This window comes from Pseudomonas linyingensis (assembly GCF_900109175.1).
GTDB classification, from domain to species: domain Bacteria; phylum Pseudomonadota; class Gammaproteobacteria; order Pseudomonadales; family Pseudomonadaceae; genus Geopseudomonas; species Geopseudomonas linyingensis.
Map to the genome: position 1 here is coordinate 86,781 of NZ_FNZE01000005.1, position 25,826 is coordinate 112,606.

The 25,826-nt window shown below is 67.5% G+C and carries 25 protein-coding genes; 11 read left to right on the plus strand and 14 right to left on the minus strand.

Going from position 1 to position 25,826, the window contains the following annotated elements; all coding sequences use genetic code 11:
- Positions 1-9 precede the first annotated feature (9 nt).
- From BMZ19_RS07840 to BMZ19_RS07870, 7 genes are all read right to left on the minus strand, one after another.
- A complete protein-coding gene (locus tag BMZ19_RS07840) occupies positions 10-1,584 on the minus strand; it encodes a cytochrome ubiquinol oxidase subunit I (RefSeq protein WP_090309402.1) in 1,575 nt (524 codons plus the stop codon).
- The gene (gene cydP, locus BMZ19_RS07845; protein WP_090309405.1) at positions 1,581-1,805 is read right to left on the minus strand and encodes a cytochrome oxidase putative small subunit CydP; all 225 of its coding nucleotides are present in this window, start codon (positions 1,803-1,805) and stop codon (positions 1,581-1,583) included. Before cydP ends, BMZ19_RS07840 begins: the two co-directional genes overlap by 4 nt.
- A gap of 167 nt (positions 1,806-1,972) precedes the next feature.
- The gene (locus BMZ19_RS07850) at positions 1,973-3,295 is read right to left on the minus strand and encodes an ATP-binding protein (protein ID WP_090309407.1); all 1,323 of its coding nucleotides are present in this window, start codon (positions 3,293-3,295) and stop codon (positions 1,973-1,975) included.
- On the minus strand, positions 3,292-3,969 hold the full coding sequence (locus BMZ19_RS07855; RefSeq protein ID WP_090309410.1) for a response regulator transcription factor: 678 nt from the start codon (positions 3,967-3,969) through the stop codon (positions 3,292-3,294). The genes BMZ19_RS07850 and BMZ19_RS07855 overlap by 4 nt, the downstream gene beginning before the upstream one ends.
- The gene (locus tag BMZ19_RS07860; protein WP_090309413.1) at positions 3,969-4,274 is read right to left on the minus strand and encodes a PepSY domain-containing protein; all 306 of its coding nucleotides are present in this window, start codon (positions 4,272-4,274) and stop codon (positions 3,969-3,971) included. Before BMZ19_RS07860 ends, BMZ19_RS07855 begins: the two co-directional genes overlap by 1 nt.
- Positions 4,274-4,582, minus strand: coding sequence for a PepSY domain-containing protein (locus tag BMZ19_RS07865; RefSeq protein WP_090309416.1), 309 nt, complete (start codon positions 4,580-4,582; stop codon positions 4,274-4,276). The genes BMZ19_RS07860 and BMZ19_RS07865 overlap by 1 nt, the downstream gene beginning before the upstream one ends.
- Positions 4,583-4,755: 173 nt before the next feature.
- A complete protein-coding gene (locus tag BMZ19_RS07870; protein WP_090309418.1) occupies positions 4,756-5,649 on the minus strand; it encodes a LysR family transcriptional regulator in 894 nt (297 codons plus the stop codon).
- A gap of 180 nt (positions 5,650-5,829) precedes the next feature.
- On the opposite strand from BMZ19_RS07870, the gene BMZ19_RS07875 reads away from it, so the two are divergent.
- The 4 genes from BMZ19_RS07875 to BMZ19_RS07890 all read left to right on the plus strand — a co-directional run bounded on the left by BMZ19_RS07875 (position 5,830) and on the right by BMZ19_RS07890 (position 10,665).
- On the plus strand, positions 5,830-7,341 hold the full coding sequence (locus tag BMZ19_RS07875; protein WP_090309421.1) for a CoA-acylating methylmalonate-semialdehyde dehydrogenase: 1,512 nt from the start codon (positions 5,830-5,832) through the stop codon (positions 7,339-7,341).
- Positions 7,342-7,507: 166 nt separating this feature from the next.
- On the plus strand, positions 7,508-8,404 hold the full coding sequence (gene mmsB, locus BMZ19_RS07880; protein WP_090309424.1) for a 3-hydroxyisobutyrate dehydrogenase: 897 nt from the start codon (positions 7,508-7,510) through the stop codon (positions 8,402-8,404).
- Positions 8,401-9,480 (plus strand): enoyl-CoA hydratase/isomerase family protein, encoded by a 1,080-nt coding sequence (locus BMZ19_RS07885; RefSeq protein WP_090309428.1) that lies wholly within the window; start codon positions 8,401-8,403, stop codon positions 9,478-9,480. The genes mmsB and BMZ19_RS07885 overlap by 4 nt, the downstream gene beginning before the upstream one ends.
- Positions 9,481-9,513: 33 nt before the next feature.
- Complete coding sequence (locus tag BMZ19_RS07890) at positions 9,514-10,665, plus strand: acyl-CoA dehydrogenase family protein (protein ID WP_090309431.1); 1,152 nt, start codon at positions 9,514-9,516, stop codon at positions 10,663-10,665.
- A 145-nt stretch (positions 10,666-10,810) separates the two neighbouring features.
- On the opposite strand, the gene BMZ19_RS07895 is transcribed toward BMZ19_RS07890, so the two are convergent.
- From BMZ19_RS07895 to BMZ19_RS07905, 3 genes are all read right to left on the minus strand, one after another.
- The gene (locus tag BMZ19_RS07895) at positions 10,811-11,887 is read right to left on the minus strand and encodes a hypothetical protein (RefSeq protein WP_090309433.1); all 1,077 of its coding nucleotides are present in this window, start codon (positions 11,885-11,887) and stop codon (positions 10,811-10,813) included.
- Between the two features lie 241 nt (positions 11,888-12,128).
- Positions 12,129-12,512 carry a DUF3775 domain-containing protein gene (locus BMZ19_RS07900; protein ID WP_090309436.1) on the minus strand — a complete coding sequence of 128 codons (384 nt, stop codon included), beginning with the start codon at positions 12,510-12,512 and terminating at the stop codon, positions 12,129-12,131.
- A gap of 96 nt (positions 12,513-12,608) precedes the next feature.
- Positions 12,609-13,493: a DMT family transporter gene (locus tag BMZ19_RS07905; protein WP_090309439.1), complete on the minus strand. Its 885-nt coding sequence runs from the start codon at positions 13,491-13,493 to the stop codon at positions 12,609-12,611.
- A gap of 92 nt (positions 13,494-13,585) precedes the next feature.
- Between BMZ19_RS07905 and BMZ19_RS07910 the strand changes: the two genes are divergently transcribed.
- The 5 genes from BMZ19_RS07910 (at position 13,586) to BMZ19_RS07930 (ending at position 18,303) form a co-directional block, all read left to right on the plus strand.
- On the plus strand, positions 13,586-14,497 hold the full coding sequence (locus BMZ19_RS07910; protein WP_090309442.1) for a LysR family transcriptional regulator: 912 nt from the start codon (positions 13,586-13,588) through the stop codon (positions 14,495-14,497).
- Between the two features lie 306 nt (positions 14,498-14,803).
- On the plus strand, positions 14,804-15,097 hold the full coding sequence (locus BMZ19_RS07915) for a cupin domain-containing protein (protein ID WP_170847719.1): 294 nt from the start codon (positions 14,804-14,806) through the stop codon (positions 15,095-15,097).
- Between the two features lie 91 nt (positions 15,098-15,188).
- A complete protein-coding gene (locus BMZ19_RS07920; protein ID WP_090309447.1) occupies positions 15,189-16,019 on the plus strand; it encodes a hypothetical protein in 831 nt (276 codons plus the stop codon).
- A gap of 149 nt (positions 16,020-16,168) precedes the next feature.
- Positions 16,169-17,047 (plus strand): PhzF family phenazine biosynthesis protein, encoded by an 879-nt coding sequence (locus BMZ19_RS07925; RefSeq protein WP_090309450.1) that lies wholly within the window; start codon positions 16,169-16,171, stop codon positions 17,045-17,047.
- Between the two features lie 86 nt (positions 17,048-17,133).
- Positions 17,134-18,303 (plus strand): glycerophosphodiester phosphodiesterase, encoded by a 1,170-nt coding sequence (locus tag BMZ19_RS07930; RefSeq protein ID WP_090309453.1) that lies wholly within the window; start codon positions 17,134-17,136, stop codon positions 18,301-18,303.
- 414 nt (positions 18,304-18,717) lie between these two features.
- Here BMZ19_RS07930 and BMZ19_RS07940 read toward each other — a convergent pair whose 3' ends face one another.
- The gene (locus BMZ19_RS07940) at positions 18,718-19,647 is read right to left on the minus strand and encodes a hypothetical protein (protein ID WP_244517127.1); all 930 of its coding nucleotides are present in this window, start codon (positions 19,645-19,647) and stop codon (positions 18,718-18,720) included.
- A 133-nt stretch (positions 19,648-19,780) separates the two neighbouring features.
- Entirely contained in the window at positions 19,781-20,752 is a 972-nt protein-coding gene (locus tag BMZ19_RS07945; RefSeq protein ID WP_090309458.1) for a magnesium and cobalt transport protein CorA, read from the minus strand.
- A 138-nt stretch (positions 20,753-20,890) separates the two neighbouring features.
- On the opposite strand from BMZ19_RS07945, the gene BMZ19_RS07950 reads away from it, so the two are divergent.
- Entirely contained in the window at positions 20,891-21,760 is an 870-nt protein-coding gene (locus BMZ19_RS07950) for a patatin-like phospholipase family protein (RefSeq protein ID WP_090309462.1), read from the plus strand.
- A gap of 9 nt (positions 21,761-21,769) precedes the next feature.
- Here the strand turns inward: BMZ19_RS07950 and BMZ19_RS07955 are convergent, their stop codons facing one another.
- Entirely contained in the window at positions 21,770-22,576 is an 807-nt protein-coding gene (locus BMZ19_RS07955) for a YiiX/YebB-like N1pC/P60 family cysteine hydrolase (protein ID WP_090309465.1), read from the minus strand.
- 231 nt (positions 22,577-22,807) lie between these two features.
- Between BMZ19_RS07955 and BMZ19_RS07960 the strand changes: the two genes are divergently transcribed.
- Positions 22,808-24,754, plus strand: a complete 1,947-nt coding sequence (locus tag BMZ19_RS07960) for a DNA topoisomerase III (RefSeq protein WP_090309468.1) — start codon at positions 22,808-22,810, stop codon at positions 24,752-24,754.
- An 18-nt stretch (positions 24,755-24,772) separates the two neighbouring features.
- On the opposite strand, the gene BMZ19_RS07965 is transcribed toward BMZ19_RS07960, so the two are convergent.
- Positions 24,773-25,723 carry a helix-turn-helix domain-containing protein gene (locus tag BMZ19_RS07965; RefSeq protein ID WP_090309471.1) on the minus strand — a complete coding sequence of 317 codons (951 nt, stop codon included), beginning with the start codon at positions 25,721-25,723 and terminating at the stop codon, positions 24,773-24,775.
- Between the last annotated feature and the right edge of the window lie 103 nt (positions 25,724-25,826).

Here is a 25,826-nt window from a genome sequence, read left to right on the forward strand (position 1 = left end):
ACGCTCTCCTCAGGCCTGGGCGGATTGTGCGGCGGCCTGCCGCTCGAAGTGGTAGCGGCCGGTGTGCAGGCTGGACGGGCCGAGACGGGCGAACTTGATCATCAGGTACATCTCGATCACCAGCAGCAGGCTGTAGAAAGCCACCAGGGCGATCAGCGAACCCCACACGTCGCCAGTGGTCAGGCTGGAAGCCGACAGGTGGGTCGGCAGCACCTCGCCGATCGACCAGGGCTGGCGGCCATGCTCGGCCACGTACCAGCCGGTCTGTGCGGCGATCCACGGCAGCGGCAGGCTGAGCAGCGCCCAGCGCAGCAGCCAGGGTTTGGACTCCTCGTTCTTGCGCGCCGAAGCCCAGAAGGCGCAGGCGAACAGCGCCAGCATCAGGAAGCCCGAGGCGACCATGGCGCGGAAGCTCCAGAACAGACTGAACACATGGGGAATGGTGTCCTGTGCGGCGAGCTTGATCTGCTCCTCGCTGGCATCCACCACGTTGCCCGTGTACTTCTTCAGCAGCAGGCCATAGCCGAGGTCGTGCTTGACCGCCTCGAAGGCCGTGATGGTTTCCGCGCTCTTGTCGCCGCCGCGCAGCTGCTCGAGCAGGGCGTAGGCGCCCATGCCGTTGCGGATGCGCCCCTCGTGCTCGGCGATCAGATCCTTGATGCCCTTGACCTCCTCGTCCAACGAACGGGTGGCGATCAGCCCCAGCGCCCAGGGTATCTTCACCTCGTAGTCGGTGCGCATCTCCTCCTGGTTGGGCAGGCCGAACAGAGTGAAGCCAGCCGGTGCCGGGTGGGTTTCCCACTCGGCCTCGATGGCCGCCAGCTTGGTCTTCTGCACGTCGCCGATCTCGTAGCCGGACTCGTCGCCGAGGACGATCACCGAGAGGATCGAGGCCAGGCCGAAGGCCGAGGCGATGGCGAAGGAGCGGCGGGCGAAGCCCAGATCGCGTTTCTTCAACAGGTAGTAGCTGGAGATGGCGAGGACGAAGATCGACCCGGTGACGTAGCCGGCCGCCACGGTGTGCACGAACTTGACCTGCGCCACCGGATTGAAGATCAGCGCGCCGAAGTCGACCAGCTCCATGCGCATGGTCTGATAGTTGAACTCGGCGCCGACCGGGTTCTGCATCCAGCCGTTGGCGATCAGGATCCACAGCGCCGACAGGTTGGAGCCCAGCGCCACCAGCCAGGTGACCACCAGGTGCTGCACCTTGGAAAGCCGATCCCAGCCGAAGAAGAACAGGCCGATGAAGGTCGATTCGAGGAAGAACGCCATCAACCCCTCGATGGCCAGTGGCGCGCCGAAGATGTCGCCGACGTAGTGGCTGTAGTAGGCCCAGTTGGTGCCGAACTGGAACTCCATGGTCAGACCGGTGGTGACGCCGAGGGCGAAGTTGATGCCGAACAGCTTGCCCCAGAACTTGACCATGTCCTTGTAGACCTGTTTGCCGGTCATCACGTAGACCGACTCCATGATCGCCAGCAGGAAAGCCAGCCCGAGCGTCAGCGGCACGAACAGAAAGTGATACATCGCGGTCATGGCAAATTGCAGACGCGACAGGTCGACGACGGCTTCCGAGATCATCTCGGTTCCTCCTCGTTCAGGGATGCAGGTGATGCGGGAGAGATTTGGGACGTGCCAAGCAGACGCTCGCTGACCCGTTCGCTGCCGTTGACCGGCACGATCGGTTCGGTGAACCAGACCGCCTTGATGGTCAGCAGGATGGCCAGCTTGATCAACAGGATGATGCCGATCTCGCGCACCAGGGGGATGCGCCAGGGCGACTGCGGAGGTACTTGCGGCATAGTGACAGCTCCATGACCTGCGTTCGCCAATCCGGCGGCGACCAGTAATCCACTCTAGTCGCTGTTCGGAACACCGTTGGCGTGCGGGCTGGAGCCATCATACTCCCCTGAGTATGACGAAAGACCTAGCGAGACACTTGGTCGCAGTGGCGGGCCGCTCTGCGCCGCTAGTTGCGACCTCGGCGCGGCAGGCGCATCCGCGCGCACAGCCCGCCCAGCTCGGCGCTGTCCTCCAGGCTCAGCTTGCCGCCGCAGGCCTGGACGATGTCGCGGACGATGGCCAGGCCCAGGCCGTGGCCGGCCACCTGCTCGTCCAGCCGGTTGCCGCGGTCGACCACCGCCTCGCGCTGCGCCAGGACGATGCCCGGGCCGTCGTCCTCCACGCACAGCCAGTAGCCCTCGGCCTCCTCGCCGGCACTGACCTTGACGGTGCTGTCGGCCCATTTGCAGGCGTTGTCGAGCAGGTTGCCGAGCGCCTCCAGCAAGTCCTCGCGGTCCCACGGGAGGCGCAGCCCGGCTGGCGCCTGCCAGTCGATATCGACGTGCGGGTGGATCTGCCGGAGGGTGGCGCACAGTGCCGGCAGCTCGGCGGCGCAGTCGAAGTGCGCACCGGGCAGCGCCTCGCCAGCCAGCCGCGCGCGGCCCAGCTCGCGGGCCAGGCGCTGGTCGATCTGCGTCAGCAGTTCGACCAGGGTGGCGCGCAGGGCCGGATGGGCGCGCAGTTCCTCACGATTGGCCAGGCTGACCAGCACCGCCAGTGGCGTCTTCAGGGCATGGCCGAGGTTGCCGAGGGCGTGACGCGAGCGCCTGAGGGTGTCTTCGGTGTGCCTGAGCAGGTGGTTGACCTCCCCGACCAGAGGCTCCAGCTCGCGCGGCACCCGACTGTCCAGAGCGCTGAGGCGGCCGGCCTGCAGCTCGGCGATCTGCCGGCGCACCCGCTCCAGCGGCGCCAGTGCGCGGCGCACGGTCAGCCATTGCAGCAACAGCACCAGCAGCAGACTGCCGGCACCCAGGCCCAGGCCCAGCCAGCGGATGCGCGCCAGACTGCTGAGCACCGGCGTGTAGTCCTGCGCCACGCTGATGCTCAGCTGCTGGCCGAAACGCCGATAGTCGCCGCGAAACACCAGCAACCGCTGGCCGGCGACGCCCTCGGCCAGCGCCGGCGCCAGCCCCTTGCCTGCCGGGCGCGGCAGTTCGCTGTCCCACAGCGAACGCGAACGCCAGATATCGTCGGCGAAGTCGATGCGGAAATAGCGCCCGGAATAGGCGCGCTGGTAGGCCGGGTGCAGGCGGCGCTCGTCCAACTGCACGCCCCCCTCGCCGCGCACCAGGGCGGTGAGCAGGGTTTCCGCCTCGTCCTGCAGGTTGCTTTCGTGGTAACGGCGCAGGCCGCTGTCGAACAGCCACAGGCTACCCTGCAGCAGCGCCAGCATGACCAACAGCAGAGTCGCCGCCAGACCGAGGCCGAGGCGGCTCTGGATCGACTTCACCGGCCCTGCTCCGCGTCGCCGGCGTAGCGGTAGCCCTGACCGCGGCGGGTCTCGATCACCTCGCGACCGAGCTTGCGGCGCAGGTGGTTGACGTGCACCTCGATGACGTTGGAGTCGCGTTCGCTCTCGCCGTCGTAGAGATGCTCGTTGAGCTGGGTCTTGGAGAGGATCTGCCCCGAATGCAGCATGAAGTAGCGCAGCAGACGGAATTCGCCGGCGGTGAGCACCACCTCCTCGTCACCGCGGCGCACGCACTGGCGCGCCTCGTCGAGTACCAGGCCGGCGGCCTTCAGCTCGTTCTGGTTGGCCAGCCCGTGGGCGCGGCGCAGCAGCGCCTGGATGCGCAGGGCCAGTTCCTCGGGATGGAAGGGCTTGCTCAGGTAGTCGTCGGCACCGGCCTTGAGGCCCTCGATGCGCTCGGCCCAGCTGCCGCGCGCGGTGAGCACCAGCACCGGGGTGGCCAGTCCGTCGCCACGCCACTGGCGCAATACGTCCAGCCCCGGCATGCCGGGCAGGCCGAGGTCAAGGACGATCAGGTCGTAGGGTTCGGTGGCCCCCTGCACCAGGGCGTCGCGGCCGTCGGCCAGCCAGTCGACCGCGTAGCCCTGGCGGGTCAGGTCGGCGAGCAGTTCGTCGGCGAGGGCGACGTTGTCCTCCACCAGCAGCAGGCGCATCAGTCGTCCTCCTCGTCCTTCAGCACGCGGCCAGTGACCGCATCCAGCTCCAGTTCGCGCACCTGGCCACCTTCGGTGAGCAGCTCAACTTCGTAGACGTAGTGATCGCTCTCCTCCTCCAGCTCGGCCTCAAGCAGGCGTGCGCCGGGGTAGCGCTGCATGGCCTGCTGCAGCAACTGCTGCAGCGGCTGGATCACGCCCTCCTGGCGCAGGCGCAGGGCCTCGTCCTGGTCGAGGTCGCGGGCCTGCGCCGTGGCGATCAGGCACAGGACAAGAGCGGCGAGGAAGGGCGTGGTTCTGATCATCAGTCGTCCTGGTGGTCCTTGAGGATCTGGCCGCTGGTGGCATCCAGCTCGAGGTCCCACTGTACGCCCTGGGCGTCACGCAGCTCGACCTGGTAGACGTAGCGGCCGTATTCCTCTTCCAGCTCGGTTTCCTCGACGGTGGAACCCGGGTGCTTGGCGATGGCGGCGGCGTTGAGTTTCTCGAAGGACATGATGGTACCGGCATCGCGCAGTTTCAGCGCCTCGTCCGGACCCAGATCGCGGGCCTGGGCGACACCGGCGGTGGCGGCGATGAGGGCAGTGGCAAGCAGAGCGGTCAGTTTGTTCATTTTTCAGTCTCCTGGGGAGTGAGTGGCTTTCGATGGGTTCACTGTAGCCCGTGCCGCTTAATCGAAACTGAATGGTCACCGACACCTGGCGCACGTCGATCTGTAGGGGCGAATTCATTCGCCTGACGGGGCCGCGCTGGCGAATGAATTCGCCCCTGCTGCGCTGGAGATCATTACCCGCGCCCCATCATCAGATCCTGGTTCTGCCCGGCCATCTCGCGCAGGAAGTCCCAGCACACGCGCATGCGCGCCAGGTCCTTGTTCTCCGCCGGCATCAGCATCCAGAAGGTGCGCACGAACTCGATCTCGTCGGCCAGCACCTCCTGCAGGCCCGGCTCGCGGCGAGCGCTGAAGCTCGGCAGGATCGCCAGCCCGGCGCCGGCCAGCACGGCGTTCTGCTGGGCGAGGATGCTGGTGCTGCGCAGGGCAACCTGGCCGGGACGGCCGATCTCGTCCAAGTAGTACAGCTCCTTGCTGTACAGCAGGTCCTCAATGTAGCTGACGAAGCGGTGCTCGCGCAGGTCCTCGCGGCGGCGGATCGGCGGGTGGCGGGCCAGGTAGTCGGTCGAGCCGTACAGGCGCAGCACGTAGTCGGTCAGCTTGGTGATGATGTACGGGCCACGCTCGGGACGGTCCAGGGTGATGACGATGTCGGCTTCGTGGCGCGCCAGCTGGACCATGCGCGGCACCGCCAGCAGGTCGATGCCCAGGTGCGGATAGCGCTGACCGAGGCCGGCCAGCTGCCCGGCCAGCAAGGCGACGCCGTAGCCTTCGGTGGCACCGATGCGCACCAAGCCGGACAGCGTGTCGGCACCGCCCTCCCCCGGCTGCTCGATGGCCAGGAAGGCGCTTTCCATTGCCTCGGCCTGCGCCAGCAGGCGCCGACCGGCCTCGGCCAGGCTGTAGCCGGCGCCGCCGCGAATGAACAGCGGCTGGCCGAACTGCTTCTCCAGCGCCTGCACGCGCCGCGCCACCGTGGTGTGGTCGACGTTCAGGCGGCGCGCCGCCGCGGTCAGCGTGCCGGCGCGCGACAGTTCGAGAAAGTAGCGCAGGTTGTCCCAGTCCATCGGTGGCTCCCGGATAACGCCCGTGAAACAGCCGGGCTTGAGCCATTGTGCAAAAACGCAGAGCAACTGTGCAAATCACCCGGCTATGCCAAGCAATTTTCCACTGCTAGTTTTGTTCCAACACGCCGGCAGCCCCCGGCAAGAACAACAACAAGGCAAGCCTGCAAAGGCGAGGTGACCATGACTGCTACCCGCTCCATCCCCACCGTCAAGCTGCTGATCAACGGCGAATTCGTCGAGTCCACCACCAGCGAGTGGCGCGACGTGATCAACCCGGCCACCCAGGAAGTGCTGGCCCGCGTGCCCTTCGCCACTCAGGACGAGATGAACGCCGCCGTGGCCAGCGCCAAGGCCGCCTTCAAGACCTGGCGCAAGACCCCGATCGGCGCCCGCGCACGCATCTTCCTCAAGTACCAGCAGCTGATCCGCGAGAACATGAAGGAGCTGGCCGCGATCCTCACCGCCGAACAGGGCAAGACCCTGCCGGACGCCGAGGGCGACGTGTTCCGCGGCCTGGAGGTGGTCGAGCACGCTGCCGGCATCGGCAACCTGCAGCTCGGCGAGCTGGCCAACAACGTCGCCGGCGGCGTCGACACCTACACCCTGCTGCAACCGCTGGGCGTATGCGCCGGCATCACCCCGTTCAACTTCCCGGCGATGATCCCGCTGTGGATGTTCCCGATGGCCATCGCCACCGGCAACACCTTCGTCCTCAAGCCCTCCGAGCAGGACCCGATGGTCACCATGCGCCTGGCCGAGCTGGCGCTGCAGGCCGGCATCCCGCCGGGCGTGCTCAACGTGATCCACGGCGGCGCCGAGGCGGTCAACCTGATCTGCGATCACCCGGACATCAAGGCGGTGTCCTTCGTCGGCTCGACCAAGGTCGGCACCCACGTCTACAACCGCGCCTCGCAGAACGGCAAGCGCGCGCAGTGCATGATGGGCGCCAAGAACCACGCCATCGTCCTGCCGGATGCCCACAAGCAGCAGACCCTCAACAACCTGGTCGGCTCCGCCTTCGGGGCCGCCGGCCAGCGCTGCATGGCGCTGCCGGTGGTGATCCTGGTCGGCGAGGCCCAGGCCTGGCTGCCGGAGCTGGTCGAGAAGGCCAAGACCCTCAAGGTCAACGCCGGCTGCGAGCCCGGCACCGACGTCGGCCCGGTGGTGTCCTGCGCGGCGCTGGAGCGCATCAACGGCCTGATCGAGCGCGGTGTGCAGGAAGGCGCAGAGCTGCTGCTCGATGGCCGCCATCCGCAGGTCGCCGGCTACCAGGACGGCAACTTCGTCGGCCCGACGATTTTCTCCGCCGTCAGCACCGACATGACCATCTACAAGGAAGAGATCTTCGGCCCGGTGCTCTGTGTGCTGCAGGCCGCGACCATGGATGAGGCGATCGCCATCATCAACGCCAACCCCAACGGCAACGGCACCGCCCTGTTCACCCGCTCCGGCGCCGCCGCCCGCCACTTCCAGGAAGAGATCGACGTCGGCCAGGTCGGCATCAACGTACCGATCCCGGTGCCGGTACCGACCTTCTCCTTCACCGGCTCGCGCGGCTCCAAACTCGGCGACCTCGGCCCCTACGGCAAGCAGGTGGTGCAGTTCTACACCCAGACCAAGACCGTCACCCAGCGCTGGTTCGACGAGGACGAGGTCGGCGGCCCGGTCAACACCACCATCACCCTGAAGTGAGGCACCGGCAGACGCATAAATGGTGTTCTCCCCTCTCCCATTCATGGGAGAGGGGCTGGGGGTGAGGGCCAGCAGGACCACCCTCACCCCGGCCCTCTCCCGCCAGCGGGAGAGGGCGCGCCTGCCCTGCGCCAGCCGTACCACCAGAACAAGAAGAGGACTCACCATGCATATCGGCTTTCTCGGTCTCGGCAACATGGGTGCGCCGATGGCGCGCAACCTGCTCAAGGCCGGCCACCAACTGACCGTATTCGACCTGTCCGTCGCGGCCGTCGCCTCGCTGGTCGAGGCCGGCGCAACCGCAGCGAACTCCCCGGCCGCGCTGGCCCGGGCGGACGTCGAGCTGATCATCACCATGCTGCCCGCAGCGGCGCACGTCAAAGCCGTCTACCTCGGCGACGACGGCCTGCTCGCCAACGCCCACCCCGGCGTGCTGCTGATCGACTCCTCGACCATCGACCCGCAGAGCGCCCGCGAAGTCGCTGCCGCCGCGCGCCAGCATGGCAACCCGATGCTCGACGCGCCGGTCTCCGGCGGCACCGGAGGCGCCGCGGCCGGCACCCTGACCTTCATGGTCGGCGGCGAGTCCGGCGACTTCGACCGCGCCCAGCCGATCCTCGCCGCGATGGGCAAGAACATCGTCCTCTGTGGCGGCGCCGGCAACGGCCAGGCGGCCAAGGTGGCGAACAACATGCTGCTCGGCATCTCGATGATCGGCGTAGCCGAGGCGATGAGCCTGGGCGTGGCGCTGGGCGTCGACCCCAAGGTGCTGGCCGGCATCATCAACACCTCCAGCGGCCGCTGCTGGAGCTCGGACACCTACAACCCCTTCCCCGGCGTGATGGACAACGTGCCCGCCGCGCGCGGCTACAGTGGCGGCTTCGGCAGCGACCTGATGCTCAAGGACCTCGGCCTGGCCAGCGAAGCCGCCAAGCAGATCCGCCAACCGGTGATCCTCGGCGCCCTCGCCCAGCAGCTGTACCAGACCTTCAGCACCCAGGGCCACGGCAACCTGGACTTCTCGGCGATCATCAACCTGTACCGCAAGGACGACCAGGCATGAGCGAAGCCCCCGTACTGGCCACGGTGTGCAACCGCATCGGCCATCTGACCCTCAATCGCCCGGCCGGCCTGAACGCCGTCAACCTGCCGATGGTCCGTCACCTGCACAAGCAGTTGCAGATCTGGGCGGACGATCCGGAGATCCTCGCCGTGGTCCTGCGCGCCAACGGCGAAAAGGCCTTCTGCGCCGGCGGCGACATCCGCGCGCTGTACGACAGCTACCAGCGCGGCGACGGCCAGCACGAGCAGTTCTTCGTCGAGGAATATGCCCTCGACCAGTACATCCACGCCTACCGCAAGCCGATCCTGGCGCTGATGGACGGCTTCGTCCTTGGCGGGGGCATGGGCCTGGTGCAGGGCGCCTCGCTGCGGGTGATCACCGAGCGGACGAAGATGGGCATGCCGGAAACCGCCATCGGCTACTTCCCCGACGTCGGCGCCAGCTACTTCCTCTCGCGCCTGCCGGGCGAGCTGGGCACCTACCTCGGCGTCACCGGGGTGCAGATCCGCGCCGCCGATGCGCTGTATGCGGGCCTCGCCGACTGGTGCCTGCCCAGCGAACAGATCGCCGAGCTGGACCGCTGCCTCGACAACCTGAGCTGGACCGTGCACCCGCAGGAAGCCCTGCGCACCCTGCTCGCCACCCTCGCCTCGCGCAAGCTGCCGGGCGCCGAACTCAAGGCCCTGCACCCGGCCATCGAGGAACACTTCGCCCAGCCGGACCTCCCGGCGATCCGCGCCTCGCTGCAGGCCGAGGCACGCCCGGAGTTCCAGCACTGGGCCGAGGAAACCGTCAAGCTGCTCGACAGCCGCTCGCCGCTGGCGTTGTGCATCACCCTGGAGCTGCTGCGCCGCGGCCGTGAGCTGCCGCTCGCCGAATGCTTCGCGCAGGAACTCGAGCTGGATCGCCAATGGTTCGCCCGCGGCGACATCATGGAAGGCGTGCGCGCGCTGATCATCGACAAGGACAAGGCGCCGCGCTGGAATCCGCCCAGCCTCGACGCCGTCACCGCGGAGCGGATCGCGAGCTTCTTCAGCCGCAACCCGCCTGCCGACAAGGCCCGCCACGCGGGCTGAGCGATCAGCCGAGAACAACAAGAGAGAACGGCGATGAACGACCTCGAACTGACCGAAGAACAACGCATGATCCGCGACATGGCCCGCGAGTTCGCCCACCGCGAGATCGCCCCGCACGCCCAGGCGTGGGAAAAGGCCGGCTGGATCGACGACCACCTGGTCGCCCAGATGGGCGAGCTGGGCCTGCTCGGCATGGTGGTGCCGGAGGAATGGGGCGGTAGCTACATCGACTACGTCGCCTACGCCCTGGCCGTGAAAGAAATCTCCGCCGGCGACGGCGCCACCGGCGCGCTGATGAGCATCCACAACTCGGTGGGCTGCGGCCCGCTGCTCAACTACGGCAGCCAGGCGCAGAAGGAAACCTGGCTGCCCGACCTGGCGGCCGGCCGGGCTATCGGCTGCTTCTGCCTGACCGAACCGCAAGCCGGCTCCGAGGCGCACAACCTGCGCACCCGCGCCGAACTGCAGGGCGAGCACTGGGTGCTCAACGGCGCCAAGCAGTTCGTCAGCAACGGCAAGCGCGCCAATCTGGCCATCGTCTTCGCCGTCACCGACGCGGAGCTGGGCAAGAAGGGCCTGTCGGCCTTCCTGGTGCCCACCGACACCCCCGGCTTCACCGTCGAGCGCAGCGAACACAAGATGGGCCTGCGCGCCTCCGACACCTGCGCGGTGACCCTCGACAACTGCCGCATCCCGGCGGCGAACCTGCTCGGCGAGCGCGGCAAGGGCCTGAGCATCGCCCTGTCCAACCTGGAAGGCGGGCGCATCGGCATCGCCGCCCAGTCCCTCGGCATCGCCCGCGCCGCCTTCGAGGCCGCCCTCGCCTACGCCCGCGAGCGCGTGCAGTTCGGCAAGCCGATCATCGAGCACCAGAGCATCGCCAACCTGCTCGCCGACATGCACACCCGCCTCAACGCCGCCCGCCTGCTCACCCTGCACGCCGCCCGCCTGAAGAGCGCCGGCCTGCCCTGCCTCAGCGAAGCCTCCCAGGCCAAGCTGTTCGCCTCGGAAATGGCCGAACAGGTCTGCTCCAACGCCATCCAGATCCACGGCGGCTACGGCTACCTGGAGGACTACCCGGTCGAGCGCTACTACCGCGATGCAAGGATCACGCAGATTTATGAAGGGACCAGCGAGATTCAAAGGATGTTGATTGCAAGGGAGTTGGGGAGTTACTCGTTGTGAAACTGCGTAGCGGTTGCGCCTGAGTTGACCATCCCGACCTGCAGTAAATTGCAGGCCGGGATCGGTAAGAAGTGGACAATCGCCTCGAGCTGAACGAGTAGCTGATGCCGAGGCTCGTCACTGCAAACTCAAACCCGCGGGCAACTCAAGCACTCCAATACTTCTTGTCATTCACCCAACGGTATCGGGTTGGATCATCTGCCAACAGCGCAGCCTTGATGGCTTCGCGCTTGGCCTTCTCCGTTCTCTGGAAAATGCTGCGCAGCTCGGTGTCGATGCTGCGCTCGCTGGCCCCTCGCTCCTCTGCCTTGGCATACCAGTCCAGGCCCTCGCCCAAGTTGCCCAGCTCAATATGCACGGCCCCGAGCAAAGTGCATGGCCGGAAGTTCCGCGGCTGGAATTCATGCCCCTGTTCGCCCAACTGTCGGGCCTCGTCAAGGCGGCGCATGTCGCGCATGACACCGCCGCGGGTGGTACACATGGCAGACTTGACCTTGGAGTCTTTGAGGCGATTGGCAGGCACGCTATCGAGCAGTTCAAGCGCCGTTTTTGGCTGATCACACTTTCGATAATGGCCGCTGCCGTTGACCGCGTTCCACGGATCCTGAGTGCGGCGAAACTCGCCAGCGTAGAACTCGGCCTCGCGCAGGTGATAGGCCTTCTGCAGTTCCTCCGAGAAGTACTCCCTGGCCACTGTGGTGAGCCAGACAAAGTCGTCCTCGGCGAGACGATTGCCGGCGTCGATACGCTTGAGAATGTCCATCATCCGTGCAAACAGAGGTTGCTCGACGAAGTCCATCCCGTATTTTCTGCGCAGAGCCTGGCTCTTCATCTTGGCGATGTACTTGGGATCGCTCTCGCGGGCAACACGGGCGGCTTCAGCTGCCTCGCGCTCGCGCTTGTTCTTCGCCGCCTGCTCGGCCTTTCGGACTCGATACGCGGCTTCTTGGGCTTGTCGTTCTAACGCGGCAGTTTTTTCACGGGCCGGGCGCTCTGCATCGGCGACTACAAGGTAGGCCTCGTAGCTGATCTGACCAGTGGCCAGTTGGTGCAAAGCCTTAAGATTCTTCTCTTTCAAGTACTCAAGGGATGTTGCGGCAAGCAGGCGCCCGTTGTGCATAGTGTCCAGAATATTGCTCAAGCGAAGAAACGGCGTCATCGCCTCGGGAATGTCGCTTACGCGGTAGTGACGAGCAATGTCGCCGACAGTCATGTATTTCATAGTATGGCGGGCTACCTACCTCGGTCCCGGTGGGTTCCGAGAAGGCACTTCCGTGTGACTCCGGTATTGATTGAGTGGCGGACTTTCACGTCCATGTAGGCTTGCTTCAAATCGGGGGAAGCTTTCGAGGCAATTATGCTGGGGGCGCTGGGTATTGTCGAAGCATGACCTCACAATCAGCGCGTAGGGTAGGCAACGGCGCAGTACCAACGGTGGGTAATCGCTACGCGAGTTACCCACCCTACTCCTCCCCATACCCCTGCAAATCCAGCCCCTCGCGCAGATACTCCGCCAGAAACGGATGGGCGATCAGGTAGTCGGCGGTGCGCGTGTTCCACTGCTCGCCAGCCTGCTTGAGCAGGTCGTCCCACTCCTCCAGGGTGCCGTCGCCGCGACCGAGCCACATCAGCGCCACCACCTCCTGCTGCTGGTCGGGCTCCAGGTCGTCAATGATCGACTCGAACTCGGCGTAGTACTCGTCATCGTCGTGATCGGCCAGCGCCTGCAGGGCCCAGTCGTCGCTCGGGCTGTTGGGCTCCTGGGGGATGACCACCTGCTCCTTGGCGTGGAAGGTGCGGGCCAGGTCCATGAGGCGGGAAATGGTATCTAGGTTGACGGTGATCATGTGCGTGCTCCTCTTGGCTGTGCTGGCCCGAAAGGCAAGTATGGGCCCGATTGCGCAAGTTGCCGGCTACGCCTGTCGTGATCGCGAGGTCGCTGCTCACGGACGGCTCCGTGACAGGCTGGCCCAGAGCATCGCCGCCACGACCAGCAGGCCGCCGAGCCAGGCCACCGGCGTCAGCGTCTCGCCCAGCCAGAGCACGGCGAACAGCGCGCCGAACAGCGGCTCGCTGCCCATCAGCAGGCTGACCCGGCTCGGGCTGCTGCAGCCGAGCGCCCGGTTCTGCACGAAGAAGGCGAACAGGGTGGCGAACAGCACCAGGTAGAGGGTTGCGCTCCAGAAGGCCGGTGCCGTCGGCAGCGCCGGCAGGCCGCCGGGGAGCAGCACGCCGAGCAGCAGGCAGCCGCAGCCGACCACCCCGCTCTGCACGGCGGTCAGCGCCAGCAAGGGCACCTCGCGGCCGCTGCCGAGCCTGCGGGTCAGGCAGACCAGCACGGCGCGCAGCAGCGCCGCCGCCAGCATCAGGCCGTCGCCCAGGTTGAAGTCATGCTCGATGCCGCCGCTGAGCAGCCAGGTGCCGAGCAGCGACAGGACCACCGCCGGCCACAGGCGGGCATCCGGGCGCTGGCCGAGCAGCAGCCATTCGACGAAGGGCGTCAGCACCACGCACAGGCTGATCAGGAAGGCCGCGTTGCTGGCACTGGTGTGCGCCAGCCCGTAGGTTTCGCAGAGGAAGATGGCCAGCAGCACCAGCCCCAGCGGCAGGCCGGGCCGCCACGCGGCACGGCCGGCGCCGCGCAGCTGCGGGGCCAGCAGCAGGAAGGTGATGCAGAAGCGCGTGGCGAGAAAGCCCAGCACCGGGTAGAAGACCAGCGCCTGCTTGGCAACGCCGTAGCTGGTACCCCAGACCATGGCCACCAGCAGCAGGAGCAGGTCGCTGCTCTGCAGCAGGCGAACGGGCAAGGGGCGGCTGAGGGTATGCATGGCGGGCTCCGGCTTTCGGGTAGGCTGAGCCGCATTGTTCATTGCAGCGCACGGCGCGATAATCCAGTTCGAATACACAACACTTGTTCCCCATGAACACGAATCAGAGCAATCAGCTGCTGCCACTGATGGCCAGCTTCGTCCGTGTGGTGGAAAGCGGCAGCTTCTCCGCCGCGGCGCGCCTGCAGGGCGGCAGCCCGTCGGCGCTGAGCCGGCAGATCGCCCAGCTGGAGCAGGCGCTCGGCCTGCGCCTGCTGGAGCGCACCACCCGCCGCCTGCGCCTGAGCGCCGCAGGGGCGGAGGTGTTCGAACGCTGCCGGGAGATGCTGGTCGCCGCCGAAGCCGCGGTGGCGGTCGGCGAGCGGTTGATGAGCCACCCGCGCGGCCAGGTGCGGCTGTCGGTGCCCAAGGCGTTCGGCAAGTATCTGGTGGCGCCGCTGCTGGCAGAGTTCCTCGCCCGCCATCCCGAGGTCGACGTCAGCCTCAACCTCAGCGACCGCACGCCGGACCTGATCGCCGAAGGCTTCGACCTGATCGTCTGCATCACCGACCAGCCGCCGCCGAACCTCGCCGGCCGGCCGCTGTGCCAGGTGCTCCAGTTGCTCTGCGCCAGCCCGCAGTATCTGGCCGAGCATGGCGTGCCGCAGCACCCGGACGAGCTGGTGCGCCACCAGTGCCTGTACCTGGACGAGCGCCCGGACGACCATCGCTGGCACTTCGCCCACGCCGGCGAGCAGTGCGTGGTGGCGGTGCGCGGCCGGCTGGCCAGCAACCACAGCGAGGTGCGCCTGAACGGCGCGCTGAACCATCTCGGCATCGCCTGCCTGCCGCAGTTCACCGCGGCCCAGGCGCTGGGCGACGGCCGCCTGCAGCAGGTGCTGGCGGACTGGCGCTACACCGGCTCCTACCAGGGCACCGCCTGGGTGCTCTACCCACCCAACCGCCACTTGCCGCCGAAGCTGCGGGTGCTGATCGACTTTCTCGCCGAGCGGCTGGCCGGTTGACCCCGGCGGCCCGGGTGCCGACAACCGCGACACGACGGGACGACCGCGGACCTGCCAGCGACTACGCTGAAAGTGCCGCAAACGCTGCTACGCCCTCGGTCTCGTGACACGCGGCGGCAAAGCCGCTGCCAGATGTGCTCGACGTGCTACCCGAGCGTGTTCGGCGTCTGAGGAGGTCATGAAATGGCTAATCTGCCGGGTATCGCTGTTGCGCTGGTCGCGCTCCTCGCCACTCTATCTTCGGCGGCCCAGGATGAGGGGCCGGCAAAACCCCCGCCCCCGCTCCTCAAGGAGCTGGTGCAAGGCATGCCCAGGGGCGAACACCAGGAGGTGCGGGTGGTCCAGGCGACCCTCAAACCCGGCGAGGCGACGCCCTTCCATTCCCACCGCTTCCCGGTGACCGTCTATGTGCTGGAGGGCACCTTCACCCTGGAGATCGAGGGTCGCGCGCCCCTCGTGGCCAACGCCGGGCAGGCATTCGTCGAGCCGCCGCAAGTGAGGATGACGGGCTACAACCGCAGCAGCAGCGAACCCATGCGGGTGGTGATCTTCTACGTGAGCGACCCGGACACCCCCTTCCTCGACCCGGTGCAGCGCTGAGCGCGGCCGCTGCCCGGCCATCGCGCCGGCGCGGCGACAGGTTCCAGGCCATAGGCGGGGGCAACTCGTGACAGGCCAGACAATCCCGGGCATGGCGCCCACCCTGCTGTTCGGCGCCTTCGACCGGCACAACTTCGGCGACCTGCTGTTCCCGCATATCGCCGCCGCGCTGCTGCCCGGGCGCGAACTGCGCTTCGCCGGGCTGGCCGCGCGCGACCTGCGGCCATGGGGCGGCCATCGGGTCGAGGCGCTGGCGGCGCTGGCCCGCGAGTTCGCCGGGCGACCGGTCAACCTGCTGCACGTCGGCGGCGAGATGCTGGCCTGCGAGCTGTTCGGCGCACGGATCGAGCGCCACGCCGCGCAGGGCGAGGTCGCCGAGCTGCGCCGCGCCTTCCCGCAGGTCTATCTGGCCGTGCAGTTCAGCGCCGACTTCGGCGACGACGCCAGCCTGACGGCCATCGCCGCGCAACTCGAGCGCATCACGCAGGCGCATGGCTTGGGTATCGCGCTGTTCCGCGCCAGCGCCGCGCCTTGGCACGACGACCTCGACTGCTACCAGCGCATGGCGGCGCACCTGCGCGCGCCGACGCGCATCGCCGCCACCCTGAACCTGTGGGACATCTGCGCGCTGCTCGCCCATAGCCGCGGCTTTCTCGGCAGCAGCCTGCACGGGCGGATCGTCGCCATTAGCTACGCTCTGCCCCGCCTTAACCTGCACCGCGCCGCCCCCGGCAAGCCGGCCGCCTATGCCGCCACCTGGGAGGCCGCCGGGCTACCGCTCAGCGTGGCGGTGGCGGAGATCGCCGCCGGCCTCGACGCAGCCCTCGTCGCCAGCCGGCGCCCACTGCGCGAGCTGGCCCGTGCGCTGGCCGCACGCTACCGCGAGGGCTTCGCGGCACTGTGTGCCCAGATGGCGCCCTGAAGCCGCCCTGCGTACGCATGGCCGCCGGCAGGTCGGGTGACGATTCCGCGCAAACTGCACCCATTGATTTATCCATTTTTTGTATCTGTACCCATAAATTCCGGTTGCCTAGGATGGGCGCCAGAATCCAATCCGCCAGAGAGATCGCGATGCGCAACGTCCCGTTCAAGCAAGTCGACGTGTTCACCAAGGTTCCGTTCAAGGGCAATCCGGTCGCCGTGGTGCTGCAGGCCGAGGGCCTCTCCACCGAGCAGATGCAGCAGATCGCCCGCTGGACCAACTTGTCCGAGACCACCTTCGTGCTGCCGGCGAGCAGCGCCGCGGCGGACTACCGGGTGCGCATCTTCACCCCCGCCTCCGAACTGCCGTTCGCCGGCCACCCGACCATCGGCACCGCCCACGCACTGCTGGAGGCCGAGGTGATCGCCCCGCGCGACGGCCGGCTGGTGCAGGAATGCGCGGCCGGGCTGATCGGCCTGGAGGTGAGCGAGGGCGGCGACGGCGAACGCTGGATCACCTTCGACCTGCCGCAGCCGGCGATCACGCCGCTGGACGACGCCGAGGTCGACGAGCTGGAGGCCATCCTCGGCTGCGCGGTGTCCCGCGAGGCACGGCCGCGGCTGATCGACGTCGGCGCGCGCTGGATCGTCGCCCAGCTGGCCAGCGCCGCGGCGGTGCTGGCCTGCCAGCCGGACATGGCGCGCATGAAGCTGATCGAGCAGAAGCCGCAGGAAACCGGGGTGACCATCTTCGGCGAACACGCGCCCGGTGCGCCGGCGCGCATCGAGGTGCGCTCCTTCGCCCCGGCCTGCGGCATCGACGAGGACCCGGTGTGCGGCAGCGGCAACGGCTGCGTCGCCGCCTTCATCCGCGACAGCGGGCAGACCGGACGCTTCGGCAACGAGTACCGCGCCGCCCAGGGCGCCGCCATCGGCCGCGCCGGGCTGCTGCGCATCGCCATCGACGACGACCGCATCCAGGTCGGCGGCATGGCGGTGACCTGCATCGACGGGCAGATGGCATACTGAATCAGCGGAACATCCCGGCCAGGCCGGCAGCCTGGCCGGGAGGCGCTAGCCTTGGAGTGACGCTTCAATCACTGCCGAGGTGAAACATGCCCCAAGCCGCTGTAAGTACGCTGATGCTGGCCTTGGTCTCCGCGCTGCTGCTGACGGCCTGCGGCGGTGGCACGGGCGTGAAATACCCCACGCTGGATGGCGCCCGGCCGCTGGTGATCGGCCATCGCGGCGCCGCCGGCTACCTGCCGGACCACACGCTGGAGGGCTACCGCAAAGCCATTGAGCTGGGCGCCGACTTCATCGAGCCCGACCTGGTGGCCACCAAGGATGGCGCGCTGGTGGCGCGCCACGAGCCCAACATCATCGCCACCACCGACGTGAAGGATCGCCCCGAGTTCGCCAGCCGCAAGACCCGCAGAACGGTCGATGACGTCGAGGAGGAAGGCTGGTTCGTCACCGACTTCACCCTCGCCGAACTCAAGACCCTGCGCGCCATCCAGCCGTTCCCCGACCGCGATCCGGCGTACAACGGCAAGTTTCAGATTCCCACCTTCGAGGAAGTGCTCGACCTGGCCCGTAGCGAGAGCGCGCGCGTGGGACGCAGCATCGGCGTGTATGCCGAGACCAAGCATCCCACCTGGCACGCCAGCCTGGGACTCAAGCTCGAGGACCGCCTGCTCGATACCCTGGACCGCTACGGCTACACCAGCCGGACCTCGCCGGTGATCCTGCAGTCGTTCGAGGTGGCGAACCTCAAGTACCTGCGCGGCAAAACCCAGTTGCGCCTGGTGCAACTGGTCGACGCCAGCGATATCAATGCCGATGGCAGCATCCAGCTGGCCGCGCCGTTCGACAAACCCTACGATTTTGCCGTGGCCGGCGATGCGCGCACCTTCGCCAGCCTGCTGACCCCGGAAGGCCTCAAGGAGATCAGCACCTATGCCGACGGCATCGGCCCATGGAAGCCCTACCTGATTCCGTCAAGGCTGCTCGATGACAACCGCGACGGCCAGCCTGACGACCGCAACGGCGACGGCCAGATCGACGAGCGCGACCGGGTGATGATGGCGCCCACCGACGTGGTCAAGGACGCCCACGCCGCCGGCCTGTTCGTGCACCCCTACACGTTCCGCAGCGAGGCCAAACGCCTGGCGTCCGACTTCAAGGGCGATCCCGCGGCCGAATACCGGTTGTTCTACAACCTGGGGGTGGACGGCGTGTTCAGCGAGTTTGCCGACCACGCCAAGGCGGCGCGGGACAATTGATGCAGGTCGGAACCACGCTCGGAAACGACATTGAGGCTCGCATCAGCGGGCCTCGTTAGCGCACACCATCCGTTGCCGGCGGCGGCAGGTTCAGCTCTCGGCCAGTGGAGCCTGCCGGAGTCACGACAAGCTCTGCCCAAGCGTCAGCCTCAATCAGCCGACCGCGGCGCCGGCGCCTGGCGTTGAGACGCTGATGGAGCTCGCGGTAGAAGTCCAGCTCCAGCACGCCGAGGAACAGGGTCAGGTTGGCGAACACACTCAGCCAGGCCAGCTGCCAGCGCCGCGCGCCGCGCGCCGATCAGGAGTCGGCATGGGATCGCCAGCAGCAGCGGCGCGATGCCGAACACCACCAGGAGCAGGTCGAAGCGCAGGCCGGGGCCGGCTGTGGCCAGGGGGTCGCGCATGACGCATGGATCAGCTTCCAGTGGCGAGGCGTTGCAGTTTCAGCACGCGGTTGCGGCCCTGCTCGGCGAGCAGGTAATGACCGGGGGTGGTTTCGATCAGGGTCTGCGCCGAGCGCAGATGGGACAACACCGTATGCAACTGCCCGCCCTGGTCGAGCAGCAGCAGGCGCGCCATGTGCGTGGCGTCCTCGCTCACCCATAGTCCTTCGTCATTGCACAGCAGGAAACCGGGCTGGTTGAGACCCGCCAGCACCGTGGGATCGCTGCCATCGGCGCTCAACTGGCGAATCCACCCTTTACCCTTCTCGCCATAGAACAGGCGACCATCCGGACAGACGGTCACCGCCTCGGCCTCGTCCAGGTCACGGCGCAGCACCTCGACGACATCGCGTTCGGGATCGAAGCGCAACAGGCTGCCATCACCATGACGATCCTCGATGGCGTAGAGGTAGCGGCCGTCGCTGGCCAGCCCCTCGACGCTGCGGCCGACGAACAGCGCACGCGTGCCATCGGGCGTCCGCCAGAGCACGGGCAGCTCCCCTTGCTCCTGGCTGAAAACCACGCCGCCGCGAAAGCCGATCATACCGTCGGGCTTGGACAAGCCGACCTGCACCTCGCTCAGTTCGCCTCCCGATGCCAGGCGCAGCAGGCGCCCCTTGCCCCCACCCAGCTCCTGGCTGAGCAGCAGGCCACCCTCGCCGTCTTCGACCAAGGCGCTGACCTTCTCGACCTCGTCGAGGTGGGTAGCGTAGGACCAGCCGGCCTCGGTCCGCACCGGGTAGAGGTGGCGCCAGCCTGCCAGCGCCAGGCCCGCCAGCAGCAGCAAGGCCAGGGCCAACAACAGCTGCACGATGCGCGCCCGCCAGACGCCCGACGGACACAGGCTCTCCGGCAGGGAGCACACGCGGGATGCCAGCGAAACGGCAAGGATGTTCGACATGTTATTCGTCAGCAGCGGCAAATCGCCCAATGCTAGGCAACACTCCGTCAAGCCGGCATCAAGCCAAGGTGAAAAATTCGTCATTTGCGGACCGGGATGCGCCGGGAAGGCGCCCGACAGGAACGTCCCGGCCCTACAACCAGCCCAATCGCTTGAAGTTGGCGTACAGCCCGCCGCAGCCGAGGACGATCACCGCGAGCACGCCGAAGTAGCCGTACTGCCAGGTCAGCTCGGGCATGTGGTCGAAGTTCATCCCATAGATCCCGGCCAGCGCGGTCGGGAAGGCGAGGATCGCCGCCCAGGCGGCGAACTTGCGCTGCACCACGCTCTGCCGCGAGGCCTCCAGCAGCAGGCCGAGCTCGATGGCGTGGTCGGCCATTTCGCGCTGTCCGGTGAGGTCTTCCTGCAGGCGGCTGACGTGAATGGCGATGTCGCGGAAGTACGGGCGCATCGGCTTGTCGATGAACGGGAAGTCGAGCTGCTGAAGCTCGCGGCAAATCTCCGCCAGCGGCGCGACCTGCCGGCGCAGGCGTAGCAGATCGTGGCGCAGGCTGGCGATGTGCTCGATATCGGCCTTGCTCAGCGAGCGGCTGAGCACCGTCTGCTCGAGTTCTTCGAGCTCCTCGAAGATGCCGTCCAGCAGCGGCCGGTAGTTCTCGATGACGAAGCTGAGCAGGGCATAGAGGACGAAGTCCTCGCCCTGCTCCAGCAGCAGCGGGCGCGCCTCGCAGCGCTGGCGCACCGTGGAGTACGGCGCCGAATCGCCGTAGCGGGCGCTGATCACGTAGCCCTTGCCGGCGAACAGCTGGGTCTCGACGAAGGTCAGCTTCCCGTGCTCGCGGATCGGCGAGTAAACCACCATGAACAGCGCGTCGCCGAAAGTTTCCAGCTTGGGCCGGGTGTGCTGGGTGATGGCATCTTCCATGGCCAGCTCATGCAGGTTGAACTGCTGCTGCAGGTACTCAAGCTGGCTGCGGTCGGGGTCGCGCAGGCCGATCCACACCACATGGCCGGGTTTTGCGGCCCACTCCCGGCCTTCCTCGAGGCGGATATCGGCGACCTTTCTGCCCTTGTGATAAACCGCGGCGGCAACGACCTGGCCCATGGCTGTTCCTGAGCTGGAGAAAAGCAGCAAGCTTATCCGAGGCGTCGCCGGCCTGCAGCACGCATGGCCATGCATGAATAGCGATTAGCAGGCCACGCACCGTCTACCCTTGGCAGATGGCAGACGCACGGGGGCAGCATGGATCGGCAAGCGGGCAAGACGGCATTCGTGCTCGCCGGCGGCGGCAGCCTCGGCGCCGTGCAGGTGGGCATGCTCAAGGCATTGCAGTCAGAGGGCGTGGTCGCCGATCTGGTGGTCGGCTCTTCGGTAGGCGCGATCAACGCGGCCTACTTCGCCGCCGCGCCCGATCGCGAGGGCATCGCCCGCCTGGAACGCATCTGGCTGGAGCTGCGCCGCAGCGACATCTTTCCCTTTTCGCCGGCCGATACCCTGCTGGGCCTGATCGGCAGGCGCGACTACCTGATGCCACCCCGGCAATTGCAGCGACTGATCGCTTCGCGCCTGCCCTACCGGCAGCTGGAGGACGCCGCACTGCCCTGCCATGTGGTCGCCACCGACGTGCTGACCGGCAGGGAAGTGATCCTCTCCAGTGGCGAGGCGCTACCCGCGCTGCTGGCCAGCGCGGCCATTCCGGCGGTATTCCCGACGGTGAGCATCGGCGGGCAAGCGCTGATGGATGGCGGCATCGCCAGCAACACGCCGATTTCCGCCGCAGTGACGCTGGGCGCCAGCCGCGTGCTGGTGCTACCGACCGGCACGCCCTGCGCGCTCAAGGCACCGCCCCACGGGGCACTGGCCACCGCGCTGCATGCCGTCAACCTGCTGGCCATGCGCCAGTTGCTCGCCGATGTCGACCGTTTCGCCTCACGCTGCGAGCTGATCGTGCTGCCGCCGCTGTGCCCGCTGGCGGTCAACACCTACGACTTCTCGCACAGCGCCGAACTGATCGAGCGCGCCGAGCTGGCCGCCCGCCGCTGGCTGCAGGACGGGATGCAGCGCCTGCAGGGCAAGGATCCGCACCAACTGCTGGAGCCCCACAGTCATTGAACGACGCGCCTAGCCGCCAGCCGACGGCGGCCGTACTACGTGCTCATCCGCGGAGCACGAATCCACAGCCCACTGCAGGCGGTGAAAATCAAAGGAGTGCTGCAACTGCGGCTTGACGATACGGAAGTACGGCGAGACGTCAAAATCGCGCGGCACGTACAGGCTGTAATGGCGGATGTGCAGTTGCTCATGACGCGCCTGCTCCAGCGCCGGGTGCTGAGGATCGCAGCTGACGATCTCCGGCAGTATCGGGTAATGGATCGACTCGAAGGCCTGCGCCAACAGCGTCGAGCAAATCGCGCGGGTGGGCGATCCACTGCCAAGGGCGATCATCCGCCGCTTCAGCCGCCCCGGCAGGGGCGGCCGCACCAGGTAGCGCGCGAGATCGAACAGGTTGCGCAGGTCGTAGCCCTGCCCCAACCGCGCACGCATGAAGTCCAGCAGTGCCGCGATGTCGGCCTCGTCCAGCCCGATCGGACGACAGATGCGCGTGTGCTGGCCCTGGTAGTGCGCCAGGGGAATCAGCCGTACCCCTTCCACCACATCCGCCTCGATCAACGCGCGTACCGGCTCGCCGGCACCCGGCAGCGGACCCAGACGGTCGCCGACATACAGCGCCGCGTGCGACCAGGTGGACTGGGTCAGGTACTTGATAGCGCTGGAGAAGCGGCTGGTGCCCTCCACCAGGAGCACGTCGCCCACCCGCAGGGTGGCGGCGAGGTGTGCTGGAGGGAACGCCGGCAGCTGGCTGTGCCCCGGACGCGGACGCGCCAGATAGCGGGCCAAGCGTAAACCAAGGGTATGCAGCAGCGACATTGCCTGCTCCGGGCGGATGGAGAAAAAGCCTAGCGCAAAATCCATGGGGCGATCGGGCGCGGCGGCTGTGGCGTCTGAAACCGCGGCACCCTCGAAGACTGCCGAGTGGTACGCTGGGACGCACCGCCTCCTCCCCAACTCAACACCTGTACACCCATACAGACAAAGCTTGCCCAGCCGCTGCATTGCCTACATCCTGTGCGCCATCGAACCTCCTGGATCACGGCAACCATGCGGCTCTACCTCTGCGAAAAACCCTCTCAGGCCAAGGACATCGCCAAGGTGCTCGGCGCCAGCCGGCGCGGCGACGGCTGCTGGCTGGGCGCCAACGTGACGGTGACCTGGTGCATCGGTCACCTGCTGGAAACCGCGCCGCCGGATGCCTACGACGCCCGCTACAAGCGCTGGAGCCTGGCCGACCTGCCTATCGTCCCCGAGAAGTGGAAGATGCTGGTCAAACCGAAGACCGCCAGCCAGTTCAAGGCGGTCAAGCGTCTGCTCGGCGAAGCCAACGAGCTGGTGATCGCCACCGACGCCGACCGCGAGGGCGAGATGATCGCCCGCGAGCTGGTGGAGCACTGCCGCTATCGCGGGCCGATCCAGCGGCTGTGGTTGTCGGCGCTGGACGATGCGTCGATCCGCAAGGCGCTCAAGGCGCTCAAGCCGGGCGCGGAGACCTTCAGCCTCTACCACGCCGCGCTCGGCCGCTCGCGCGCCGACTGGCTGATCGGCATGAACATGAGCCGGCTGTTCACCCTGCTCGGCCGCCAGTCCGGCTACCAGGGCGTGCTGCCGGTGGGCCGGGTGCAGACACCGACCCTGCGCCTGGTGGTGGACCGCGACCGCAGCATCGCCGACTTCGTGCCGGTACCGTTCTGGGCCATCGACGTACAGCTGCTGGCCGACGGCACGACCTTCACCGCCCAGTGGCGCGCCCCGGAAGACGCCTGCGACGAGCAGGGCCGCTGCCTCAAACCGGAGCTGGCCCGTGACGCCGCCGAAGCCATGCGCCGCGCGGCCAGCGCCCGGCTGGTCAAGCTGGCGACCGAGCGCATGCGCGAGGCGGCGCCGCTGCCGTTCGATCTCGGCACCCTGCAGGAGGTCTGCTCGAAGAAGCTCGGCCTCGGCGCCCAGGAAACCCTCGACATCGCCCAGGCGCTCTACGAGACCCACAAGGTCATCACCTATCCGCGCAGCGACTGCGGCTACCTGCCGCTGAGCCAGCACGGCGAGGCACCAGGGATCCTCGCCGCACTGGCCAAGGCCGATCCGGCGCTGGCCGCTCTGCAGCCCTACCTCGACCCGCAGCGCCGCTCGCGGGCCTGGAACGACGCCAAGGTCAGCGCCCACCACGGCATCATCCCCACCGCCGCCGCCAAGGACCTCGATCGTCTGGTCGGCAAGCAGCGCGCCGTCTACACCCTGATCCGCGCCCGCTACCTGGCGCAGTTCCTGCCCAACCACGAGTACGACCGCACCCAGGCCGACTTCGACTGCGCCGGCCACGCCCTGCGCGCGGTGGGCAAGGTGATCGTCGAGCCCGGCTGGCGGCGCGCGTTGCCCGAAGCGCTGACGCCGGCCAGAGGCCGCGAAGCGGCCGAGCCACAGGCTTTGCCGGCGCTACGCCAGGGCCAGGACTGCGCGATCAAGGAGGTAACACTCAAGGACCTGTGGACCCAGCCGCCCAAGCCGTTCACCGAGGGCGACCTGATCAAGGCGATGAAGAACGTCGCCAAGCTGGTCGACGACCCGCGCCTCAAGCAGAAGCTCAAGGACACCACCGGCATCGGCACCGAGGCGACCCGCGCCGGGATCATCCAGGGCCTGCTCGATCGCGGCTACCTGACCAAGCAGGGTAAGGCGCTGGCCGCCACCCCGGCGGCGTTCAGCCTGATCGACGCGGTGCCGCGGCCGATCGCCGATCCCGGCACCACGGCGATCTGGGAGCAGGCGCTGGACATGGTGCAGAGTGGCGAGATGCCGCTGGAGGAGTTCGTCGCCAAGCAGTCGGCGTGGATGAGCAAGCTGGTCGAGCGCTGCGCCGGGCTGCGCCTGTCCATCAGCGGCCCGGCGGCGCCGGCCGGACGTGGCGGCACGCCCTGGAAGAAGAAGCGCAAGGCGACGCCGCGCAAGGCCGCGCCGGGCAAGAGGGTCAGAAAGCCAGTCGCCCCGGATTGAGCGCGACGTGCGCTGCGCTCAATCGCCCTGAAAAGTCTGGCGCCAGGCCTTGGGGGAAACCCCGAAGGCCTGGCCGAAGTGATGGCGCAGCGACGCTGGCGAACCGAATCCGGCGAGCGCGGCAACCTGCTCGATCGGCTGCTCGGTGCTCTCGAGCAGGCGCTGACTCAGGGCGAGGCGCTCGGCAAGCAGCCAGTCGCCCACCGTGGCGCCGGTCAGCTGGCGGAAGTGGCGGGTAAAGGTGCGGCGACTCATCAAGGATTTCTCCGCCAGGCTGTCGAGGCTGTGTGCCTGCTGCAGGTTGGCGCGCACCCAGTCGAGCAGTCCCGCCAGACGGGAATCGCGGGCGGTGGCCGGCAGCGGCTGCTCGACATACTGGGCCTGACCACCCTGACGGTGCGGCGGCATCACCAGCCGTCTCGCCACCGAATTGGCAATTTCGCTGCCGTACTGCAGGCGCAGCAGATGCAGGCAGCAGTCGATCCCGGCGGTCGTGCCGGCCGAGGTGAGCAGGCTGCCGTCCTCGACATAGAGCACATCGGCATCCACCTGCACGTCCGGATAGCGCGCGGCGAACTGTTCTGCCCAGGCCCAGTGGGTGGTTGCCCGCCGTCCCGCCAACAGGCCGGCCTCGGCCAGCACGAAAGCACCGAGGCACAAGCCAACCATCTGCGCGCCGCGGTCGCGGGCCGCGACCAGAGCTGCGAGCAACGGCTCGGACGGTCTTTCCATCGGGTCGCGCCAGCTCGGCACTATCACCGTCTGTGCCCGCTCCAGAGCCTCCAGTCCGTGATCGACCGCCACCCGGAAGCCCGCCGTGGTGCGCAGCAGACCGGCCTCCGCCGCGCACACCTGAAGCTCGAACGGCGGCACGCCGGGGTGATGATCGCCGAACACCACGCAGGGCACCGACAGGTGAAAGGGGCTGATGCGGTCGAAGGCGACCACGGCGACCGTATGACCAGGCATGCGCGATTCCCTCTGCTCGGGCTTCATCGAATGGCCTGATCCTAGCGAATACTGTCCATCGGGTCACTCACAGCAAGCTGCCAAGCTGCGAATAATTCCTTCC

Coding starts and splice junctions, on each gene's coding strand:
- BMZ19_RS07840 (WP_090309402.1), bottom strand. CDS start 1,584: ATGATCTCGGAAGCCGTCGTCGACCTGTCGCGTCTGCAATTTGCCATG.
- cydP (WP_090309405.1), bottom strand. CDS start 1,805: ATGCCGCAAGTACCTCCGCAGTCGCCCTGGCGCATCCCCCTGGTGCGC.
- BMZ19_RS07900 (WP_090309436.1), bottom strand. CDS start 12,512: ATGATCACCGTCAACCTAGATACCATTTCCCGCCTCATGGACCTGGCC.
- BMZ19_RS07885 (WP_090309428.1), top strand. CDS start 8,401: ATGAGCGAAGCCCCCGTACTGGCCACGGTGTGCAACCGCATCGGCCAT.
- BMZ19_RS07940 (WP_244517127.1), bottom strand. CDS start 19,647: ATGTCGAACATCCTTGCCGTTTCGCTGGCATCCCGCGTGTGCTCCCTG.
- BMZ19_RS07945 (WP_090309458.1), bottom strand. CDS start 20,752: ATGGGCCAGGTCGTTGCCGCCGCGGTTTATCACAAGGGCAGAAAGGTC.
- BMZ19_RS07905 (WP_090309439.1), bottom strand. CDS start 13,493: ATGCATACCCTCAGCCGCCCCTTGCCCGTTCGCCTGCTGCAGAGCAGC.
- BMZ19_RS07915 (WP_170847719.1), top strand. CDS start 14,804: ATGCCCAGGGGCGAACACCAGGAGGTGCGGGTGGTCCAGGCGACCCTC.
- BMZ19_RS07955 (WP_090309465.1), bottom strand. CDS start 22,576: ATGTCGCTGCTGCATACCCTTGGTTTACGCTTGGCCCGCTATCTGGCG.
- BMZ19_RS07950 (WP_090309462.1), top strand. CDS start 20,891: ATGGATCGGCAAGCGGGCAAGACGGCATTCGTGCTCGCCGGCGGCGGC.
- BMZ19_RS07960 (WP_090309468.1), top strand. CDS start 22,808: ATGCGGCTCTACCTCTGCGAAAAACCCTCTCAGGCCAAGGACATCGCC.
- BMZ19_RS07870 (WP_090309418.1), bottom strand. CDS start 5,649: ATGGACTGGGACAACCTGCGCTACTTTCTCGAACTGTCGCGCGCCGGC.
- mmsB (WP_090309424.1), top strand. CDS start 7,508: ATGCATATCGGCTTTCTCGGTCTCGGCAACATGGGTGCGCCGATGGCG.
- BMZ19_RS07920 (WP_090309447.1), top strand. CDS start 15,189: ATGGCGCCCACCCTGCTGTTCGGCGCCTTCGACCGGCACAACTTCGGC.
- BMZ19_RS07860 (WP_090309413.1), bottom strand. CDS start 4,274: ATGATCAGAACCACGCCCTTCCTCGCCGCTCTTGTCCTGTGCCTGATC.
- BMZ19_RS07855 (WP_090309410.1), bottom strand. CDS start 3,969: ATGCGCCTGCTGCTGGTGGAGGACAACGTCGCCCTCGCCGACGAACTG.
- BMZ19_RS07890 (WP_090309431.1), top strand. CDS start 9,514: ATGAACGACCTCGAACTGACCGAAGAACAACGCATGATCCGCGACATG.
- BMZ19_RS07875 (WP_090309421.1), top strand. CDS start 5,830: ATGACTGCTACCCGCTCCATCCCCACCGTCAAGCTGCTGATCAACGGC.
- BMZ19_RS07910 (WP_090309442.1), top strand. CDS start 13,586: ATGAACACGAATCAGAGCAATCAGCTGCTGCCACTGATGGCCAGCTTC.
- BMZ19_RS07925 (WP_090309450.1), top strand. CDS start 16,169: ATGCGCAACGTCCCGTTCAAGCAAGTCGACGTGTTCACCAAGGTTCCG.
- BMZ19_RS07965 (WP_090309471.1), bottom strand. CDS start 25,723: ATGCCTGGTCATACGGTCGCCGTGGTCGCCTTCGACCGCATCAGCCCC.
- BMZ19_RS07895 (WP_090309433.1), bottom strand. CDS start 11,887: ATGAAATACATGACTGTCGGCGACATTGCTCGTCACTACCGCGTAAGC.
- BMZ19_RS07865 (WP_090309416.1), bottom strand. CDS start 4,582: ATGAACAAACTGACCGCTCTGCTTGCCACTGCCCTCATCGCCGCCACC.
- BMZ19_RS07930 (WP_090309453.1), top strand. CDS start 17,134: ATGCCCCAAGCCGCTGTAAGTACGCTGATGCTGGCCTTGGTCTCCGCG.